18 protein-coding genes, 1 tRNA gene and 1 riboswitch are annotated in these 19,013 nt (G+C 48.4%); of the genes, 10 read left to right on the top strand and 9 right to left on the bottom strand.

The genetic code is table 11. The features are described 5' to 3' along the window. The first annotated feature begins 9 nt into the window (after positions 1–9). Entirely contained in the window at positions 10–3,930 is a 3,921-nt protein-coding gene (locus DESTI_RS16820; protein WP_014811172.1) for a phage tail tape measure protein, read from the top strand. Positions 3,931–3,948: 18 nt separating this feature from the next. On the opposite strand, the gene DESTI_RS31090 is transcribed toward DESTI_RS16820, so the two are convergent. From DESTI_RS31090 to DESTI_RS16805, 4 genes are all read right to left on the bottom strand, one after another. Beyond that, positions 3,949–4,125, bottom strand: a complete 177-nt coding sequence (locus DESTI_RS31090; RefSeq protein ID WP_014811171.1) for a hypothetical protein — start codon at positions 4,123–4,125, stop codon at positions 3,949–3,951. Between the two features lie 69 nt (positions 4,126–4,194). Continuing rightward, on the bottom strand, positions 4,195–4,587 hold the full coding sequence (locus DESTI_RS16815) for a hypothetical protein (RefSeq protein WP_014811170.1): 393 nt from the start codon (positions 4,585–4,587) through the stop codon (positions 4,195–4,197). A 44-nt stretch (positions 4,588–4,631) separates the two neighbouring features. Next, positions 4,632–5,342: a hypothetical protein gene (locus tag DESTI_RS16810; protein WP_014811169.1), complete on the bottom strand. Its 711-nt coding sequence runs from the start codon at positions 5,340–5,342 to the stop codon at positions 4,632–4,634. Positions 5,343–5,399: 57 nt separating this feature from the next. Next, a complete protein-coding gene (locus DESTI_RS16805) occupies positions 5,400–5,612 on the bottom strand; it encodes a ribbon-helix-helix protein, CopG family (protein WP_014811168.1) in 213 nt (70 codons plus the stop codon). A gap of 751 nt (positions 5,613–6,363) precedes the next feature. Between DESTI_RS16805 and DESTI_RS16800 the strand changes: the two genes are divergently transcribed. From DESTI_RS16800 to DESTI_RS16775, 6 genes are all read left to right on the top strand, one after another. After that, positions 6,364–6,588: a hypothetical protein gene (locus DESTI_RS16800; protein WP_014811166.1), complete on the top strand. Its 225-nt coding sequence runs from the start codon at positions 6,364–6,366 to the stop codon at positions 6,586–6,588. Between the two features lie 362 nt (positions 6,589–6,950). Next, positions 6,951–7,592 carry a hypothetical protein gene (locus DESTI_RS16795; RefSeq protein WP_014811165.1) on the top strand — a complete coding sequence of 214 codons (642 nt, stop codon included), beginning with the start codon at positions 6,951–6,953 and terminating at the stop codon, positions 7,590–7,592. Then, positions 7,589–7,963: a hypothetical protein gene (locus tag DESTI_RS16790; protein WP_014811164.1), complete on the top strand. Its 375-nt coding sequence runs from the start codon at positions 7,589–7,591 to the stop codon at positions 7,961–7,963. The genes DESTI_RS16795 and DESTI_RS16790 overlap by 4 nt, the downstream gene beginning before the upstream one ends. Beyond that, the gene (locus tag DESTI_RS16785; RefSeq protein WP_014811163.1) at positions 7,960–8,328 is read left to right on the top strand and encodes a helix-turn-helix domain-containing protein; all 369 of its coding nucleotides are present in this window, start codon (positions 7,960–7,962) and stop codon (positions 8,326–8,328) included. Before DESTI_RS16790 ends, DESTI_RS16785 begins: the two co-directional genes overlap by 4 nt. A 12-nt stretch (positions 8,329–8,340) precedes the next feature. Further along, positions 8,341–8,913 (top strand): hypothetical protein, encoded by a 573-nt coding sequence (locus tag DESTI_RS16780; protein WP_014811162.1) that lies wholly within the window; start codon positions 8,341–8,343, stop codon positions 8,911–8,913. A gap of 211 nt (positions 8,914–9,124) precedes the next feature. Then, complete coding sequence (locus DESTI_RS16775; RefSeq protein WP_014811161.1) at positions 9,125–9,790, top strand: recombinase family protein; 666 nt, start codon at positions 9,125–9,127, stop codon at positions 9,788–9,790. A gap of 390 nt (positions 9,791–10,180) precedes the next feature. Here the strand turns inward: DESTI_RS16775 and DESTI_RS16770 are convergent, their stop codons facing one another. The 4 genes from DESTI_RS16770 to DESTI_RS16755 all read right to left on the bottom strand — a co-directional run bounded on the left by DESTI_RS16770 (position 10,181) and on the right by DESTI_RS16755 (position 14,303). Next, on the bottom strand, positions 10,181–10,681 hold the full coding sequence (locus DESTI_RS16770; RefSeq protein ID WP_014811160.1) for a hypothetical protein: 501 nt from the start codon (positions 10,679–10,681) through the stop codon (positions 10,181–10,183). 425 nt (positions 10,682–11,106) lie between these two features. Continuing rightward, the gene (locus DESTI_RS16765) at positions 11,107–12,963 is read right to left on the bottom strand and encodes a phage/plasmid primase, P4 family (protein WP_014811159.1); all 1,857 of its coding nucleotides are present in this window, start codon (positions 12,961–12,963) and stop codon (positions 11,107–11,109) included. Then, on the bottom strand, positions 12,944–13,861 hold the full coding sequence (locus tag DESTI_RS29055) for a bifunctional DNA primase/polymerase (protein WP_014811158.1): 918 nt from the start codon (positions 13,859–13,861) through the stop codon (positions 12,944–12,946). Before DESTI_RS29055 ends, DESTI_RS16765 begins: the two co-directional genes overlap by 20 nt. Before the next feature lie 208 nt (positions 13,862–14,069). Next, positions 14,070–14,303 carry a helix-turn-helix domain-containing protein gene (locus DESTI_RS16755; protein WP_014811157.1) on the bottom strand — a complete coding sequence of 78 codons (234 nt, stop codon included), beginning with the start codon at positions 14,301–14,303 and terminating at the stop codon, positions 14,070–14,072. 1,161 nt (positions 14,304–15,464) lie between these two features. On the opposite strand from DESTI_RS16755, the gene DESTI_RS16745 reads away from it, so the two are divergent. Together DESTI_RS16745 and DESTI_RS16740 are read left to right on the top strand one after the other, a co-directional pair. Next, positions 15,465–15,926 carry a helix-turn-helix domain-containing protein gene (locus DESTI_RS16745; RefSeq protein ID WP_014811155.1) on the top strand — a complete coding sequence of 154 codons (462 nt, stop codon included), beginning with the start codon at positions 15,465–15,467 and terminating at the stop codon, positions 15,924–15,926. Beyond that, entirely contained in the window at positions 15,920–17,197 is a 1,278-nt protein-coding gene (locus DESTI_RS16740; protein ID WP_014811154.1) for a tyrosine-type recombinase/integrase, read from the top strand. Before DESTI_RS16745 ends, DESTI_RS16740 begins: the two co-directional genes overlap by 7 nt. Before the next feature lies 1 nt (position 17,198). Here DESTI_RS16740 and DESTI_RS16735 read toward each other — a convergent pair. Next, positions 17,199–17,273, bottom strand: a tRNA-Val gene (locus DESTI_RS16735). Positions 17,274–17,479: 206 nt separating this feature from the next. Beyond that, positions 17,480–17,665, top strand: a riboswitch (cobalamin riboswitch). A gap of 124 nt (positions 17,666–17,789) precedes the next feature. Between DESTI_RS16735 and DESTI_RS16730 the strand changes: the two genes are divergently transcribed. Further along, positions 17,790–19,010 carry an energy transducer TonB gene (locus tag DESTI_RS16730; RefSeq protein WP_014811153.1) on the top strand — a complete coding sequence of 407 codons (1,221 nt, stop codon included), beginning with the start codon at positions 17,790–17,792 and terminating at the stop codon, positions 19,008–19,010. The last annotated feature ends 3 nt before the right edge of the window (positions 19,011–19,013 follow it).

The raw sequence follows: 19,013 nt of genomic DNA, 5'->3' as shown, positions 1-19,013 counted from the left end.
GTAATTAGTATGGCAAACGATAGTAACATCGGTATTTCTCTTGTTATCAAAGCAATTGACGAGGGCTCGCCAGTCTTGCAAAAAATATCCAGTTTTCTCGATAAGATTGGACTGAGTTCTACTACTGCAGGCGGCAAGGCGAGTGCGGCGGGGAATCAGATTAGAAATGCGTTCGCGTCCATTCCCGACCATTTGGACAAGATGAATAAGGGGGTTGAAAGTTTTTCCAACAAGCTGGCCAGTATGGGCGCATCGTTGACCGCTCTTGGCGCATCAATCACGGCGCCTATGGGGTTGGCTGTTAAGACGGCTGCAGACTTTGAGACTGAAATGAATAAACTTCAGGCATTCGGTGAGATCGATATAAAGACGGATGCCGGCCAAAAGGCTTTTCAAGCGGCAACCGACAAAGCTCGCGAACTCGGGGCCACGACTCAATTTACGGCTGCTGAAGTGGCGTCAGGTATGGGAGAGTTGTATAAAGCGGGCTTTAAGACCGAAGAAGTACTCGCATCGATAGGGCCTGCGCTCAATCTCGCCTTTACTGAAGGGCGGTCCATGAAGGACACAGCGGAGGACCTTGTTAAGGTTTTGGCCAGTTTCGGAATGAGTGCGGATCAAGCGGGACGGGCTACAGATGTGTTGTCAAAGACGAGTTTAGCGACAACAACCAGTATGAGCGGCCTTGTTGAAGGTCTCAAGTATGTGGCGTCCATGGCGAACAACGTTGGCATGAACATTGAGGAGACGACAGCGTATCTCGGCATATTTGCTCAAAACGGTGTTGACGCGTCCATGGCGGGAACAGGGCTCCGGCGCATCCTGGGAGACCTATCAAATCCGACCAAAGATGCTAAGGCGGCGCTAGCAAATCTGGGAGTAGAAATCGCGAAGAATTCTGACGGTTCCGTCAACCTTACTAAAACGTTTGAGGCACTGAACAAAGCAGGTTTATCGACAGCAAACGCATTCAAGATATTCGGAGATCAGGGCGGAAACGTAGCGATCACGGCAACGAAGAATATTGATGCAATCAAGAAACTGACCGTTGAGAATGAGAATGCGAAAGGTAGTCTCGATAAGGTTGTCAGTATTATCAACAAAGGGCTTGGGCCAGCTTGGAAAAATTTCACGTCTGCTTTGGGTGAGGTTGCGATTGCTCTGGCCGGTCCGTTTTTGGAATCATTGAAAAGCGCTCTTGATCAGGTGTCTGCATTTCTTCGGGGCGTGAGCGAATTTTCAAAGGCACATCCAATCATTACACAGGCGATTACTGCAATTGTAGCAAGCTTCGGCCTGTTAGCAACGGCTGCAGGAACTATTAGCCTTGCCATTGCGGGTGTGAGCTATGCGTTAGGAGGGCTTGGCACAGCGATTGCAGGAAGCAGCATTGCCTCTCTCGGCTCAATGGTTACGGCTGTTGTTCCATCGTGGGCAGGGCTTACCGCTGCGATTGGTTCGTTTATTTCTGTGCTCGGGACGGCAGGCACAGCCATTGCAGCGTTCGCAAGCGGTCCTATTGCTGCAATCGGTCTAGCGATAGGTGCTGTTATTGGAGCGGTAGCGGGCGGGTACAAAATACTGAGTGACCGGGCAGAGGCCGCAAGAATCCAGGCGGAGACACTGAAAAAGTCGCAAGACGACTTACAACGCGCTATCAGTGAAGGGTTCGACCCGAAAGCTGCTATCAAAAGAGTTTCCGGAGCAGATTTACAGAATGATCCGTATGTCGATCTTGTGGCGAAGCGTAAACAGGCTGTTGCGGAGTTCGTTGGGATCGGCGAGCAGCTGACACAAGCTCGGGAAAAGGATGCGCAATCGTGGTTGCCGGGTAAATCGACAGAGGCCAAAACGGCGGAACGAAATTTCGTCTTGGCACGTCAGAATCTCGACCTTATCCAGGCGGAGATTAACAGTCGGATCGATCAGCAAGCCGCTATTGAAGGTTTGGTGGTCGCTCATGAAAAGCTTGTCAATGCCCAAAAGCAAGAGGTCAAGACTTCTGAAGAGCTGCTACAGCTTACCAAAAACAGATCCGAGGTTGAATTAAAGCTCATTGGTGATTCCATAAAAAACAAAGAGAATACTTTCAAGTTGGAGACGGAACAGCGCAAAGTTGCCATTGAAGCGAACACAAAAAGCACGCTACTAGCGGAGCAACAGATAAACAGCCTTGTCGCGTCCAGTTCACAGCAGCGTATTGCATTGGCGGAACAAGAATATATGGCCACACGCACAGCCCGGGAGAAAGGATTCTCCGAACAACGCACCATATACCAGGATATGCTGAAAAATGGCGAAGACGTTGCCGCTGCGAAAAAAGGACTTGCCGAACTCGAAAAGACGGAAACGGAATTCCGAATCACCGACCAACGCAAATTGTCCGAAGTCGTATTGCAAGAGGCGCAAAACCAGCTCAATGCTAAAAGTGATGCAGTCAAAAAAATCAAAGATCTCGAGAAGGAATTACAGTCCGAGCAGACTAGCACGCAAGAAGCCTTAAAAGGGATTAGCGGAGCTTATCTTAACGAATACGGGAAGATAGAAGTTAAACTTTTTGATATCAATGAGAAATTTAAACAAGCTACCAAATTAATTCCGACCATGCCGGAAAAAGCACTCGAACTTTTCAAACAGGTGAAGAGCGAAAGTGCTGGAATGGTTAATAATATCGAGCAGTTCAATAGTAAGCTGCAGAATGTGGCGATCAATACTCAGGACGCACTCCGTCGCGTGGATCAATTTGGTTTGGAAGGGGCTAACAAATATTTCGAGGTGGCCAGGAATTCCCGCTTGTTGGCAGAGCGGGCAAATCAAGCTATTGCCGGAGGAAATTTTCAATCAGCTGAACAGTATTTTAATTCCCTCATTAGCACAGCAGAGACACTGCCTAGCGCTGTCAAAAAGACGGGGGATGCTGAAGTTGACAAGAGAAATCTTGAGGATGCGAAAGAAACCGCACGATCATATATCACTTTGGCTTCAAACGGCCTAACAGATGTGATCAATCTTCAAAAGCTGCAGGCCGAAAAAACGAATGAGCAAGCAAAAAAGAATCTTGAAGCGGCACAAAAAATGATTGAGGATTTAATTAGAGCGCAAATTAAGAGCTCTGAAAATCTGATAGCAGCATTAAACGCCAATACTGCGGCATTGCAAGGGAACGCAGGCGCCCCTGGACAACAGGGTCAAGCGCCAAACCAATCGGGCCAAACAGGAGCAAGTGGCGACTCAGGACCAGATATATTCGTATTGCCCGACGGCACATCGACGCGTCTTGGTAGTAGTGACTATGGATTGGGGGGCGGCGGATACGGATCATCCATGTCCGGCATGTCAGCTTATGCTGCCAATTCTCCGGAAGTGGCACGCCTACTCGCTCAGACAGACCGATTGCTTGCAAAATCTCAAACCGAGAGTCAGACCATGGCCGCGCGCATGGATGCTTTAAAATACCTGGAATCTGCGGCCAAAAATCTCGACTACAAGGAAAGAATGGGTTATTTCGGGACGTTAGGTCCGCAAGACATGGCAGATCCGGAGTTCGGATTAAGCGATATGGACATCAGCCAAGCGCTACAGAGAATCTTAGGCCGAGACACCTTTGATTTTGACGCTATGCGGATGGGTATCGATCAGAAGCTTGGGAGTATGTATGAGCGCGCCAAGTCAACCGTCGACGGCGCTAAAGAAGCACTTGACCCCCAAACCCAATTGAATAATCAAATCGGTGACATGACCAAACAACTGGAGAACGTTTTCAACAACTTTAGCGACAAATTCGAGTCAGTAATGGACGATGCTGGTGGACGGTTCGCAGACACGACGGAACGTTCAATCGAAGATGCGTTTGGGCGGGGCATGCAAATCGATGTGAATTTGAGTGATGACGACGGCGCATCACTCGGCAGTGTCCGAAGGATTATATAGTCGTTTGAAGGAACTCGATCACAAAGGCTCTTGTTCCGGTTGCTCGTCCGTTATACTGGCCTTGGCATTCTCGAGCCAGGCATCCATAGTCGTAAACAGTTCGCTTGTCTTCTGAAACGCCTCGACCATCACGGAGAACCCGCCGGCCATATTGCGGACCAGCTCTTGCATTGCTTCGACTTCCTCGATCTTCATAACAAATACTCCTGATAGGGTAATAAGGGGGATCGGAATCACTCCCCCTTTATTTTTCAAATATCCAGACTACCAAGCGCCGGTAAACTTACCCACTGGCGCATCAAATTTCTTCACGGGCTCGGATTCGGAAGGGATGTCGACAGTGATTGAGCCGCTTGCGAACAGACCATCAAATTTGCCCGAGATCTTCTGAAAATTGTAAGATGCCTGCTCTGACTTCGTGGTGTATGCGGGCTCACGGGGCGGTTGCGGCTCGGCCTGCTTCGGGGGTATTTTTGACTCCGGAAACATCGAATTGATACGCGTCTCAATCAACCCCAAGTCTTTACGCAGGGTCAACAATTCTGGGCTGCGAAGGGGAGCAACATCGCCCTTCTGTTTCAATTCTTTAACGCTATTCTGTATGTCTTTCAGAGTTTCGGCTGCTGCAGACAGCGCTCGCATTATCGGACCACTCATATTGTTTCTCCTATCGTTTACTATTTGAAAAAGATGCTGACGCTCTATGCGACTTCAGCCACTAATTCCTGCTCGGTTCCGTCCGGGAAGAGAGGGCCGTCAAGTGCGTCGGTTGTCGCACGCTTCTCCTTATTCCGTTTTTTCTCGGTCTCGGGCATCCTCGATTTGCGAGGATCGCGGGAGCCGATAAGCGGAGCTGTCAAGTCTTCCCAAGACAAAGCGACACCACACTTTTCTGTGAAAAACCGCTCGAAGACCTCGACAAAACCGCTTTTAAGCGACTCCCGGTGCGGCCGGGTCCGCTCGATTTGCATGATATCCTCAACACCAATATGCCTGAGGGACGGCTGCGGATGGGTTTTTTCCCATGCATCCATTTTCTTTGAATAGAGGCTTCCCGATTTCCACATGCGCAAATCATTCTTGTTGAAAGATGCTTCGGCGAATTTTTCGCGGTCCACTCTCCATTTCTTTGTTTGGCCGGAAACATCCAACCGGTGAAACTTGGAAATCTCCGCGGCAAGTTCGGCTTGGCTCAAACCAAGCTCGCTACGGATCTTGTGCCATAATGTGGGCTGCTTTGCCGTCTTTTGCGTGTCTCTATGGTGTTGCAACGTAAAGCACGTACCGATAAGCTGTTCCAATATGGCGGGCTCCATGGCGTCGCAAGCGGCAAGTGCCTTGTGAAAACCTTTATCCATGAGCGCACATCGCAATTGATGCCTGTCTCTGCTGTATGCCAAAACGCTTTCCATATAAAACCCTTCCTCTCTTACTATTGCGGAACTATCGTTAAGATCGTTTTCAAAGGACTACCAACCACGCAATGGTCGCCTTCGGGCTATCGCGGGACGGTCGACACCATTCCCCGTCAATCTCAACTGCATGTCGATCAACCCGCGCACAAACGAGGATACGGTTTGACCGCGCTGTGCTGCGAGGTTGGCAAGCAAATCGGCCGTGCTGGCATCAACTTTGATTGCAATCGTCTGGTTGAATGACTGTTTCTCGGGTGCTCTGTCCATACGTTTTCGGCCTCTCTGTAAACAATTTGCCGGTCATGAGATATTTGAAAAATTTGTCGTGTCTACCAACTCCCCGCGTATCGGGGCTTAATTTCGACAAAGGTTTACCTGAACAATACTACTATTGCAAACGAAAAGTGGAAGTAATGACACGTAAAGGACTTCATTATTTTGAGCGCACGCGCCACACGCTCACCAGATTTAGGCAACATTCCGACCCAAAAACACCGCCAAAATGTGACAATTTACGTCAACCACTATCAACAAAGTTTACAGGAACACATATCAAAATGTGTAAGTATAAATAGCACATATACACCATGTGACAATAAATGTCATACTGGTGACGTAAAATGTCATTAATTGTGACAAAGGGTGTCGTTATACATATTGAGCACACATTAAACGCACAGTGAAATGTATCATAATACATTCTACTTAACCATAATGACGCCTAAGTTATATTTACAACATCATTTGGCATCTATTTTGCTCTATAAAATGATAACAGCGACACACAAAAGAGAGGGGAAGGATAATGGAAAGACCGGAACCGACACAAAAACAAAGAAACGAAATGCGGAAATATGGATTCACTTGGGTCCGTCCCCACCTTCGCAACGGTCATCCGGTCCGCGGACACTGGCGACGGGTCCCCACATGGGCAGTCGTAACCATCAAGAGAGCAGCATAAGGAGCACATCCGGGGGGATGCCCCCCCCTTAGTCCATACAGATAAGGAGACAACCCCATGCCTACCACCATCCTATACGCATCCAACACCTACCACGCTGCGCTCATGCTCGATACCATCCAAGAGATCGTGGATCTACTCGGCAAGGAACAGATCGACCTCGCACGTCTCAAACGCACCTATCACCTGAGAGTCAACCTCCGGACAAACGAGCAAACAAAATACCGCAACATTGCCGCTGCTATCTGGAGCAGGGGGCACCTATGGCGGATAGTGGATTAACAGAGAGAACGCGCACGCGTGCGCGTATGCTCGGGCACTTTGAAAAGGATGGAGGGGAGAGACGACCGGATCACGCGCCACACTCACCCACTTCAAAAACGACCCCATCCCTACTAGCGTCCTCGCTAGTCGCGCGATATCCTTACACTTTCAGAACGCGCCAAACAGCTCAAAGCCTGTCTGGTACTGACATATCCCTATTTTAGGCTTACTCTTTTTTTGTCAAATCCGCTAAAATTTCCTTGACCGAGAACGCGCGTATCACTTACCATTTCCTCAACCCCCAAACGGAATCGGGTGACTAAAAGACTGGTACTCTTTCAGTCACCCTAAGCCACAAACCTACCAAGGAGGTAAGCAGCATGTCAAAAGTGTATCTTTCTACCGCGGAAGAATCAAGCCAAACAACCATCATTCAAAACGGGGAATCCAGGGACCAGTCCGCCCTTGCCGGTCCCTCCCCTTCCCATCCACATGATACCCTGTCCGACCCGGAAAACGATGACATCAGTATCGAGTTCGTGGACGACATCACCCCGTCTGATTCTGTCTCTCTTGTGGACGACAACGACGATGAACCTCTCACCCTGTCCGATCCCGACGAAGATCAGGACGAAGACGAAAACGACGATCTTGACGACGACGACGAGACTGCCGACACATCCACACACACGTCCGACAACTTCCCTTGGCCTCTTGAAAAACCTCTGACGGACCTCGAAAAAAGGCTCATTGACCGCTACCATATCCCATGGGGCCGGTCTTTCGTACCCGATCCGACCTTCCGAAGCCTGCAAATGCTGGAAACATGGGCAAGCGAGACCGCACCCCTTGTCGAAGCAGCAGTCGACATGGTCAATAACCACGCGAAGACCAAAGAGGACTGGCAGCTCTTCCACTTGTTGCGCCAGGTTAGCCGGCTATTCGAGGATTACGAAACATTGAATCGTGTCGTCTGGAACGTCCTGGTACACGATGCGCAGAGACGAGGTGAGACACAATGAACGAAGTCAATGCAAAACAGATCACCGTTCAGCCCGTTCAACCACCGTTCCCGTGGTCCATGCCCCTGTCTGACCTACAGGCGTCAATCTGGGAAGAATACGCTCACCCCTTTTTCAAAAACCCCGGAGATCAACCAGTCGAACCGAGTTCAGTTTTATCCCTCTTGGAAGAATGGCAAGAACGAACCGTTCCCCTAATCAAATCAGCACGAGACATCGCCCACTCCATGGATGACACCGCCGATGAAAAAAACTGGCAGATCTACCATGTCCTACAGGCCACACTGCGAGTGTTCCAAGACCTGGAGGTCATCAGAGGAATAGCATGCTCCGTGCTGGACCACGACGGCGCCGATAAGGTGGAATTATGAAGGATGAAGCCGCACACGATCCCAAATATTCCACGTTCGTTAAACGCTTGACCTCGTTCAAAAAGCGCAAAACGAAATATTCAAAGGGCGAGACTGACGAACAGTTTTGCAGCCGACTTGGAATCTCATTGTCCAAATTCAGATCGTGGAAATACAAAAGCGTTGAACCCGACGTGATTAGCGCCTTAGTTCTTGCCGACAGACTGGACGTGAAACTTGAATGGCTGATAGCAGGACGCGGACATGAAGTGGAGTTTTTAAACGGCGAAGGATTGAGAGTCACGCGAATTCCGAGAGAACCGCTCGAGATTGTCGAAGAGATCGGAGCGGAAGAAATGGCAACAAAGAAAGCAAAAACCTCGTAACAGGGCAAAAACATGAACACAGTAAAAGCCGAATACGATTACATCCGCTCGACCTTTTTTCCAAAATGGAACAGAAAAGGTGAATGGAAATTAGAAATCGTCCCTCGTTTTGAGGATACTAACGACGAAGGTTTTTGCGATTGGACCACAAAGACCATCAAGATTTGCGCAAATCCGGAAATGCCAATCCAGGTGCTCTTGATTCACGAGATTGCACACGCTGTCTCTCGCTGCAGGGATGCTCACCAGACACCATGGTTGACCAGAATGGAAAAAGCAGCAAAAAAAGCTGACACAATTGGCATGAAGGATTTAGCGCAAATGATCCGTAATGACCGGGAACTCTATACAGATGTTCCCGTGTTCCGTCCCTCACTCATTTACAACGCCATTACCGACGCAGTTGTCGCAGCACCCCAAGCGGACTTCGACCAGATCATAAACCATGTCAACGAATACCATGGGAACTACTCAAAACAAGAATTCTTAAAGAAATTCAAAAGAGCCCGACAGGTTTATGAGAAGAAAAAGAAAGAAGTGCTGCAACAGAGGGGATCGGTTTTAACCAAGACCCCCACCAAATGAGGCTTTCACATCAGCCACATTAGAGACAAGAAACAGAGGCCGGGTCTAGGCCACACGTTGTCGGACCCGGGGTCCCAATTCCCGGGGGGGTTGACCATAGGCGGTCCGCTCCCCTCGGGCTTTCCACTCGAAAAGACCTCGTAACACGATTTGATTTACCTAAAAACGTTCGTTTTTGTGTCAATTACCGGAAGCGTGAGAGGAAATATAAATGAAAGCAGTCGGTTATTGCAGGATATCCAAAGAAGACGAATCAAGTGTTTCTCTGGACTATCAGAAGGCAGAGATCAAGAAACTGTGTAAACGTGAAGGACTCAGGTTGATTAGTCTCGAAGTTGACAATGGGATCTCTGGCAAGAGTATCAAGAACCGTCCTGCAGTCCAGCGAGTGCTCAATCTGGTTGATACCCGACAAGTTGATGCTGTGATCGTGTATCGGTCCGACAGGTTAAGCAGAGACGGGCTCGAGAGCCTACAAACTGAAACGCTGTTCATTGAAAAAGGTATTCGATACATCTCAGCAACAGAGGGATGTTTGAACTCTGAAGACCTGGACGCTGAACTTATGCGTTATCTCCGTGCCGGTTTAAACTCTCGAGAAAGACGCATCATAAGCTTACGGACTCGAGCGGCCCTTCAACGGAAACGGGAACGCGGCGAGCGGATCGGCGGCCGGCCGAAGTATGGTTGGAAAGTGAGCAACGGAAAGCTGGTCAAGGATGCGCAAGAGCAACGGGTTATCTTACAGATTAAGATATTACGGGAACGTGAATTCTCGGTACGAGCAATTCGAGACGTGCTCTGTGACATGGGGACTCTCACACGGATCGGAACCCCATTCAGTCAATCTCAGATCGTCAGAATACTGCAGGGGTGAAGTAAACGAGAAAGTGCCCGGGGAGTAAGCCGGGCTTTCTCCATTCCGGAGATGTATTATGGAAAAAGATAGGTAATACCTATCCCGTTTCTCTCAAAAACTCCACAATAATCAACGCGAATCCCGCTTTTTTCTCGCTTCCCCTCACATCCCCATCATTCCGACCTATCGAATATCCCACTTCCCATAGGCTGCACCTATCAAACAACCAGCAAGCCATAGGCCAGAGCGATAGGTGAGCGGGTGTGACTGTAACTAATAAACCTACTCCGCTTGTTAGCTACACTTAATACCATTAATTACTTGCGTAATTCCGCGTTGTTATAAGTATGCTATATATTTAAAAAGCTATATATAGTCCTTATGTAATAATAACAAACACTTAGCTTTTTAGGCCACTTTTGGCCATTGTATTTTATAGCTCCGATATGCAGCCAAATCTACCAGTTGAAATCCAACCTCTTCAATATCATCCACGCTGATTTTCCCAATTTGGATACATATGGGGGTAGATACTGGTTTTGCGTTGAACTTGACCACATGGTCGAAGACCAGCTCGTCCGCTTCCTCGTATGCCCACTGCGTCAAGGTCCGATCTGCAATCCGTAACACGAAGGATAGTGTTGCCAGCTTCCCACGCGGATGAAAGGTGATGTAGGGGATTTGCCACTTCATACACCACGCGAGATAGTGGTTGCTGATGTTCTTCCAGCCACGACACTTGAATTGCGAATTCACAAAATATCCCTCACTGAGAGCATCGTTGAAGTCGCGCATCGCCTGGGGATTGAAAAATTTCTGTTGAGCTGAAGACATCAGGTCTGCAGTGCATTCCCGAGATAAGAAATAGGGGCCGGCGTAATCATCATGGTTACAATCATAAGCGCTCATGGTTTTCTCCTAACAATTTGGTCAATGTCCCTCGAAATTCGAGGTAAGGCAATTCAAGTAATATTATTCATAGCTTACAACAGTGGTTAGGGGCATCACCTCTTAGTGGTTAGTGTCGTCTTCCGGATTGGGGACAACAGGGACAACCTTTATATGATTTTGAATTCTTTTTCCCTGTACCCTACGCGAGAGAAAAAAGTCAGAATTTAGTGTTTGTTGTCCCTATTGTCCCTATACATATAAAATGTTGAAATAATTACCAAACCCTGTTTTTTGTCCAATTTCACATAAGTCCTTGAAAGAATTGGAGAATGACAAAATGACAAAAATATCGTTTTTTTGACATTTTTTTTTAAAATTTTCTCATGTAGAAAAAAAGTCAGATTTATAGTTTTTTTGTCATTCTGTCATCCTATTGATTTCATTTAACTTCTCAGTATCTCACGAAAATCGTTACAAAAACCAGACGCGCAAAGATGCGGATGCTCACACGTGCCAGAAATAGCGCACACCTCGGGGCAGCGCTGCTCAACGGGGTAAGTGTTTGAATTAACTAGTTCGTCTGGATAATCGCAACGCAACCCTATTCCGGACCAGAAACGGCAATTCGTCTCCCTTCTTTGTTTAACCCCCTGTCTTTCTTCAATGTTTTGGTTAAACTTGGGTCTACTGAACGGTTTTCGGATGCGGTTTTCGTCGCAATACTTTAAGTATTCATCATACAGACGCTTCACAGGCTCAATTTTAAGTGTATCCTTCCCTATAACACAGCGGGTTGTCAGAAAGTCTGAGAGAATGTCCGTATTCTCTCTATACTCGTAAATGGCATCGTGAACCTCTTTCGGCACTTTCAAACCATCCTGTTGCCACTTTAAGCAACCCTCAATGAGCCAGTTTAGAATTCCCGATGCTTCGGCCTTTAGTTTCTCCCGGAGATTCGGATCTTTTGCCTTTCCTGCAAATTGTGTCGTGAAGGGTATCATTCGGACTCGGCGCCAGAAACCTAACGAATTGTCTATGACTCCGGGTTTATGATTGGCGGAAAAAAACAGCTTCGCTTCAGGTTTGAACTCGAAAAACTCTTGATGCAGGAAGCGCGCAGTGATTGTATCCTGTCCCGTGAAGGACTTCAGGCAGGAAGGATCGAAACGGACGTTCGGGCTTGGCTCTTGTGCTGAAACAAAGCGAGCGCCACGAAGTCGGGCTAAATCGTTGCGGATGCCCTTCTGATTATCCAGGAATGTGGCGGCATCGGTGGCAACGGCGTAATCACCTATAACGTAAGAAATTGTGTCTATCAACACACCCTTACCATTATTCCCTGTGCCGTAAAGGAAGAACCAGACCTGTTCGGATGTATTCCCGCTCAACGAATAGCCCAGTGATCTTTGAATGAATTCAATGACTCGCTGTTCCTGTTTCAATTCTTGTAAGAATTGGAGCCACCGCGGGCACTGTGCATCGGGGTCGTATGTGACCGGCGAGATTTTCGTTATCATGTCGGACCGGCGGTGTTCGTGTTTTTTTGCTGTTCGTAAATCAATGGTTCCGTTTTGCACGTTAAACAACCAGGGGTTTGTATCGAATACGTCATGAGGAACAGAGATTCCCGGTTCGGAGGGTAGCAGTTGAATCATAGCGTTGATTCGAGATGCACACTCAGACTGCATTGCGTGTCGGGCCAGGGCCTCACGTTCGTCTTGGGTTGCTGCGTTAGCGGCCTCACGGTAAACGAGACCCGGCACGCGTTTAGCGAAGCCTTGCACTTTTGAACGGTTGTCGCGGCCCCATCGGGCACCTTCCCAAGTCAACCAACCGAAGTTACTGCTAAACCGAATATCGTCTCCGAAATGGCCAGCCATGCGGGAGGCGTTTCCCATGTCCGAGGTGTTTCGGTTTGGAGCAGTCAGATCTAGCAATTCCCTCTCTTTTTTCTCCTTGTAGCTCCATGCGCTGTTCACGAGAGTTTCAATTTCGACATCGTCGTTTATCGGGGGGTTGCATCGTTCGCGGTCTATGGCACGGATCATGATTAGGATTCGATCCTTCGTGAGTCCTTTTTCCCGCAAGCTGCAGGCTTCCCTAAACAATATGTCGTTTCTGGTATCCTCAGGGATTGATTCAGCTATAGATAGGTGTCCGCGTGACACTCGGCTAGATTTTCCACGTTTCTTGCCCGTCTCGCCATCCTCTTGCGATTGTCTTGGTGTTCCAGATTTCTCTTTAATCAATTCAACTAACCCCGGCCACTGTTGCGGCCTCTTATCCAAGAATCCATTCATAATATTCTCCACTTCTGTGATTTGAGGGTGGTAAAATTGCAAGGCCGTTCATTCCACGAATATCAATCCCCTCGTCAATTATGCTTGCGTTGCCTCTAATAGTGGTCCCGTCGGCTGGCCACTCAAAGAAGTATTGACGGCCGGCTCGTGAGCCTGTGATTTGGCAGGGCACGTCGGGAGTGTCTCCTAGCGGTTCAATGAGTTTTTGGAAATTGGCAATTCCGGTCGGGCCGTCTAGGTCGATCACATACACATTGCTCTCGGGACCGGTAGCGAGACCGATGTTGCTATGTCTCCAGTTGCCGTTCCACCATGCGAGGGCTTGCGTGAGATCGTTTGTGGCTCTCTGTTCCCATTTTCCCACGCGTGGATGTTTTCCTGGTGATTTACAGTCTGGGCCTTTGGAACAGGTACAGAATCCATTGAGACCGATTTCATAGACCGGGACGACACGCCATTTCATGGCCTGGACGTAAAACGCCACCCACTTAATCAATTCGGCATGTCTGGTGTCGTTTGGCTGTTCTACAATACATGAGCGGAGCTGTTGGGCGGCTAGATAGTAAAGGGCTTTTTTCGGATAAGGGAACTCGGTTTTATTTAAAGACGACAGAAGGTGGCCAAAGTTCTTCACTTGTTTTTTTTGTGGACACTTCCCTGTGCATCTGAATTGTGACGGGCAAATCAATTCAAGTTGTCCTAGACAGTCGGGACATTGGAATTTGCCGTCTTGATAATACTGCGGCGCTTGATTGGCGTACCACGTCCCTATGTCCCCTAAATAGTGCTCTACCCACCCCATTGCCTGCTCTTCTGGAATTAGCTGCGGAACTTTGAGGCTGACCGTATCAACAGTCATGGTATCAGCGGGGCTCACGGTCTCACAATTATCGGTCATCTCGGGAATTCCTCTCGTAGTTCATTGAATACGGCACTCGCGCAACGCGGCACGGGCAAAAAAAAGTTTCGTGTTCGGGGGGAAAACGAAGAAAAGGGCTTGATTTTTCTCGGTTTGGGGGGTATTGAATTGACATAACAACCATTCAAACAAAATTCTTTTCCTGCGAACCGGGCCGTCACTCCCGGTTTGCGTTTTTCTGGGGAGACTATGCCACGAGCTTCAGCAGCTTCTCGTGGTCCACGGGTCCCAGCAATTTACCGATGGGCACCCCGAAAAATGATTCCAACCGGCGGACTGTCTCCCTTGTCAGGAAGCGGTTGCGTCCAATCTCTGGATTGCGCTCGACATGGCAGATGACGGCAGGATCCAGGTCAATGAGCTTTGCAAGCTGACGTTGATTCAAACCCTTGGACACTCGGAGAATCTTCATTAGAACCATTGTTGTTACCTCTCTAACATATGCTCTATCGTTGTGATGTTTGTTTGGGTTGCTCTCATAACTACCTAATTAAATATAGTGATCTGTCCCATAATGTCTCTTTGGGGGGTAAGCCCCCCGTAATTCATGTTTGAGGTATCACATCAGGACAGGCGTGTCAAAAACAATGACGACATTAATGAAAATAGTTTAGAAATGGTCTGTATGTGGCTCGGGTAGCTGTTGCGACCTCTCTTGTCGTCCGACAAAAAGTAGGCTGTAGGCTACACCCTACAATTGAGGGTGCATTTTGTAGGGTGTAAGTTGCGTAAATGGAGCGGATCGGATGATCGTTGTGGATAGACTGTGCGGTTGTTCATACATTTTTGGTCGGTGTGGACTTCGGCATAGTGGCTGTGGACAGATGAAAGAACCTGTGTATAACTTCGCCGGGCGGCTGTGGGGGCTGGTTTGAGCTTTTTTATAAATGTGGTTCAGGTACTACGTACAGCAGATCCCCTTTGCCATACGTACGACAACAAACCCATTCAATCAGTGTGCAGAGATCAAGATACGGGCTGAACGGAAAGCGGGCGAGATGTTGGAGGTAATGGAGTTAAATAGGGGGGGGAAAGCGGAACACGAATCATACCCCTTTCATGATGAGAGAACTAAGCCTGTCAAGCTCAAAGACCTAGGAATAGATTACAATCAATCCTCCCGCTGGCAATCGGTCGCAGCTATACCGGAAGAACGTACAGATATTCCCCATCATCGGTCAGGTACGGACACTCGTTTTCCTCGTCTGTCTCGTCGGCCGTTCCGGTATAGTGTGGGCACGTGGATGGGTTGCGTGGCATGTGGTTCCGTATCCACAAGTACCATAAAGTCCGTGTCTGTACACGGATTAAAAAAAGGTAATGATTCCATAAGTCCGGTTCCGGAACCGGAATAACAGACAACTTGTGTAACTGTTTACACAAGTTTGAAATACACTCTCTGAAAAACATGGTTCCGGAACCTCATTTTAACCCATGCCGGCAAGAAATAGTTGACACCGTGTGTACGTCTTTGATACTGAACGACCAATCCCCGACGGAACACCGCTTTGCGGGCCGAATCGACACATGAGGAGAAAATCGTCATGGATACACAATCTCCGTGATTTTTTGAGGGCCATGAATGGCCAAGAAAAGCGGAACCGGTCGCACTGATGACCGCGTGAGAAGAGAGAACGAACGTAATCCGGCCACACCTTCACCATCCACACCTTTCCAGCTCTTAACGCCCGCGCAAGTTGCGGGAATGCTGCAGATCCCCGTCAAGTCTGTTCATGCGCTCTGTAGAGCAGGGAAACTCGGTTACTATTGGATTAACGGCAAAGAACGGCGCTTTGATTTTTCAGATATTGAGGCTTACAAAGCCGCTTGTCGGGTAGAAACAAAGGCTGAAAACTTTAGCGTTTCAAAAGCTTCCCATTCTTTACAGACCTCATCCCCTCCGCATACAAAATCACCTGTTGACACAGCACGTCCGGTCTCGTTACCATCCCGACCAAAAGGGGGTGATAACAAAAGGTCTCGGAAGAAATTATCTAGGGAATCGGTTGAAGCGGAATTCCGAAAGGAGTTGCGCGAATGGTAAAAGACAGAGATGGAAGCCTGTTCATCTATTTTTATCCCTTTGGCGGTAAGAAAAAGGTTGGCATAAAGCTTCCAACGGTCAAAAGGAAGAAAGAGGCGGAGCGGATTGAAATGGCGATTCTTGTAGCGATTCGATCAGGTGATTATTCCGGGCTTGATGCTGTTAGCCGGGAAGCCTGTATTCGCATGTTTAAGAATCAAAATTTGGCAATCCCTCCGGACTTGGGCGGAGACGAACTGAAAGAAGATCTGACGTACCGAGATGCATGTAAGATCTTCATCACGGATCCCGGAATTCATGACAGTCCTGGACGTTGGCGACACGAACTCTCGCTTGCCAACATTGGAGCAAAGATCGGAGTGAATCGGCCGATAAAATCCGTGTGGATTCCAGAGCTTGAGCAATATCAGCGTGATCGATTAACAGACAAAGTGAGCCCGGCAACTGTGAACCGTGAACTTGTCAGCTTATCCAAACTGTTTTCGGTCTTGATCAAGCATCGGCTCATTGAGGTTAATCCTGTGAGGTTGCTGGACTCTCTTTCAGCTAGAGACGGTGAGCGCCAGGTCTATATCAGTTTTAAGGATGTACAATCAATCATTGCTCGCACTCCAGAATGGTTTAGACCTCTAGCGCTGACAGCGTATTACACTGGAATGAGACGGGGTGAGATTCTGGGGTTGACCAAAAAACAAGTGAATCTCTCAAAGCGGATCATTGTATTAGCTCCGCAAAACACGAAAGAGGCTCACTGGAAACGAGTGCCCATTCATAAAGATCTTGTTCCGATTTTAGAGAGCAGTTTGGAAAATGGTAAGCGAAAGGTGACGAGTCTCAGCAATAAGCTTTTCCTATTTTATGACAAGACCGGGCCCCGTCCGCTTGAACTGGAAACCTTCAAGAATGTATGGCCTCGCGCATGTGAGGCTTTAGGACTAAAAGAACCTTGGCCTCGGTTCCACGATCTGCGGCATACATGGCGGACAAATGCTCGCCGGTCAAAAATGGATCCACAAATTGCTGAGAGCATTCTTGGACACCAAACTAAAGCCCGCTCAGTCAGTGAACGATATGGCAGGATCAGTGACGAAGAACTAGTGAATGCAATAGACCAGATGACGTTTGATCATGGTGAAACGGAAATCTTGGTTGCAAATGACGTGGCGGGGCTTTCCTCAAAAAGTAGTAACTCAGTAGTAACTGGGAAGCAGTCAAAAGAGAAAAAGGCCACGTTGCATCGTGACCCTGTTTTAATGATTTCAAGTAGTTAACTGGTAGGCGGGAGAGGATTTGAACCTCCGACCCCTGCCGTGTGAAGGCAGTGCTCTCCCCCTGAGCTACCCGCCCAGCAATTCTTACAATACGCTTCTGCCGTGATTTTTGTCAAGGGGTAATTGCCCTAAAAGCGAGACTTGACTCTTTGACGGTCACATTTAGTATTTCAGTCTTCTAAACGCTGCCATCTTGCCCCTGTAAAGAAGCCTTATGAGTGACGTTCATATTGTTGAAGTCACCATTTTCGCGTTCTAGCTTGACACAGAACTGGAAATGTGTGAAAAAATATAATTACAGGCGCGATGTTCGCTTAATAGGGAAGTCGGTTAAAATCCGGCGCGGTCCCGCCGCTGTAACCGGGGACAAAAGCCCGTTAATGCCACTGCTTGGCGTATCCAAGTGGGAAGGTCGGGCAAGTAGATCGATCCGGGAGCCAGAAGACCTGCCTGTGACGATAGTGCTGCGATAGACAGCCGATAACTTGGGAAAAAGTAAACTGGGTGCACTCCCGAGTCCATTGTTGGTCTCGGGTTTTTGTTTCTTAGGGGACAAAACCCGCGGCAGCGAACTTCTCGGAAGGGCATTCAGATGGAAAAATTCACCCACATTCTCCATTCGTACCGCCCCTCATCGGACGCTATCGCCTTCTCGGTACTGCCTGAACAGAGATCGTCGAGTGTGCGGATCGCCAGGTGGTTCGCACGGCAGAGCAAATCTTCTCGAAATTGGCAAGAAGATTTCTGTGAAAACCACATGCTGAGTTTCTTCGACGCGGAGTATCGTAGTTCGATTGTTCTTGACGCCGATCTCGAACCCCATGTCTCTTGCCAATATCAACCCGCTGACTCCTCATATTGCGATCCGGAACCTGCAACGACAGATTGGGATTGCCTCATTTTCGATCTTCCCCATATTGGCGGGCATCCGGAACTACACGAAAGACCGCCATCGGGCCGGATCCTGCGCTTGGACGAATGTGAATTGCTGGAAGGTTTTTTGAGCCGCGTGATGCATCAAGGCTTCGTTATTGACAGATTCAGATATTTCATTATCGGTTCTTTGATTCATCTGGCAGCATTGTCCATAGTTCTTGCGATTCCGACCCAAACGCTTCGGGGACTCGGCGGAATCTCTGAAAAGCCGATTTTTGTAAAACTTCAGACGGAGCATGAATCTGTAACTCCGGACGATCCTTCACGTGCTTCCATCGATTCTCCCGCTTCTTTAGCTTCTCTCGCTCGAAGACATCCAACCCAGGAAAAGGACAACGTACAGCCGGAATCTGAGAAGGAACGACTGAAAGAAATCCCGCAGGAAGAACTGCCACCGGAACCTGAATCCTCTCCTCTGAACGAGAAACGCAAGGATGAAACTATCCTCGCTCATCAGAAGGTTCCCAAAGAGGAGTCTCGGAAAGACGATAATCCCAATAATTCAAGAAGCTTGCACGACTCGATAGCTTCTACACCCTCTGTTGCAAGTCCGGAAAGAAGAGGGGCACTCAAAGCCGGCGACGAAGCAGAGAGGTATAAGGACCGGATACTCTCTGCCATACATGATGCGGCCTATTATCCAAGGGCTGCGCTCAGGAACATGGCAAACGGCCAGGCTGTGGTGTGCTTCACGATTAACAAGGACGGATCGCTGGCGAGTGTTTCTATCATCACTCACGCAGATTCCGAAATATTGGACAAGGCTGCTTTGAAGATTGTTGAGAATGCCTCTTCGCATTTTCCGCCCATACCTGATGCCTTGATGAAGGATCAACTAACCTACGTAGTGCCGATCATCTTCAAGAAGAGGAGCTGAAAT

Origin of the sequence: Desulfomonile tiedjei DSM 6799 (genome assembly GCF_000266945.1) — a bacterium.
GTDB lineage: Bacteria > Desulfobacterota > Desulfomonilia > Desulfomonilales > Desulfomonilaceae > Desulfomonile > Desulfomonile tiedjei.
Note: the sequence above shows the minus strand (reverse complement) of the source record. Positions and strands in the feature narration are given on the sequence as shown.

Coding starts and splice junctions, on each gene's coding strand:
- DESTI_RS16800 (WP_014811166.1), top strand. CDS start 6,364: ATGCCTACCACCATCCTATACGCATCCAACACCTACCACGCTGCGCTC.
- DESTI_RS16740 (WP_014811154.1), top strand. CDS start 15,920: ATGGTAAAAGACAGAGATGGAAGCCTGTTCATCTATTTTTATCCCTTT.
- DESTI_RS16790 (WP_014811164.1), top strand. CDS start 7,589: ATGAACGAAGTCAATGCAAAACAGATCACCGTTCAGCCCGTTCAACCA.
- DESTI_RS16785 (WP_014811163.1), top strand. CDS start 7,960: ATGAAGGATGAAGCCGCACACGATCCCAAATATTCCACGTTCGTTAAA.
- DESTI_RS16770 (WP_014811160.1), bottom strand. CDS start 10,681: ATGAGCGCTTATGATTGTAACCATGATGATTACGCCGGCCCCTATTTC.
- DESTI_RS16745 (WP_014811155.1), top strand. CDS start 15,465: ATGGCCAAGAAAAGCGGAACCGGTCGCACTGATGACCGCGTGAGAAGA.
- DESTI_RS16780 (WP_014811162.1), top strand. CDS start 8,341: ATGAACACAGTAAAAGCCGAATACGATTACATCCGCTCGACCTTTTTT.
- DESTI_RS16775 (WP_014811161.1), top strand. CDS start 9,125: ATGAAAGCAGTCGGTTATTGCAGGATATCCAAAGAAGACGAATCAAGT.
- DESTI_RS16810 (WP_014811169.1), bottom strand. CDS start 5,342: ATGGAAAGCGTTTTGGCATACAGCAGAGACAGGCATCAATTGCGATGT.
- DESTI_RS16765 (WP_014811159.1), bottom strand. CDS start 12,963: ATGAATGGATTCTTGGATAAGAGGCCGCAACAGTGGCCGGGGTTAGTT.
- DESTI_RS29055 (WP_014811158.1), bottom strand. CDS start 13,861: ATGACCGATAATTGTGAGACCGTGAGCCCCGCTGATACCATGACTGTT.
- DESTI_RS16795 (WP_014811165.1), top strand. CDS start 6,951: ATGTCAAAAGTGTATCTTTCTACCGCGGAAGAATCAAGCCAAACAACC.
- DESTI_RS31090 (WP_014811171.1), bottom strand. CDS start 4,125: ATGAAGATCGAGGAAGTCGAAGCAATGCAAGAGCTGGTCCGCAATATG.
- DESTI_RS16815 (WP_014811170.1), bottom strand. CDS start 4,587: ATGAGTGGTCCGATAATGCGAGCGCTGTCTGCAGCAGCCGAAACTCTG.
- DESTI_RS16755 (WP_014811157.1), bottom strand. CDS start 14,303: ATGGTTCTAATGAAGATTCTCCGAGTGTCCAAGGGTTTGAATCAACGT.
- DESTI_RS16805 (WP_014811168.1), bottom strand. CDS start 5,612: ATGGACAGAGCACCCGAGAAACAGTCATTCAACCAGACGATTGCAATC.
- DESTI_RS16730 (WP_014811153.1), top strand. CDS start 17,790: ATGGAAAAATTCACCCACATTCTCCATTCGTACCGCCCCTCATCGGAC.
- DESTI_RS16820 (WP_014811172.1), top strand. CDS start 10: ATGGCAAACGATAGTAACATCGGTATTTCTCTTGTTATCAAAGCAATT.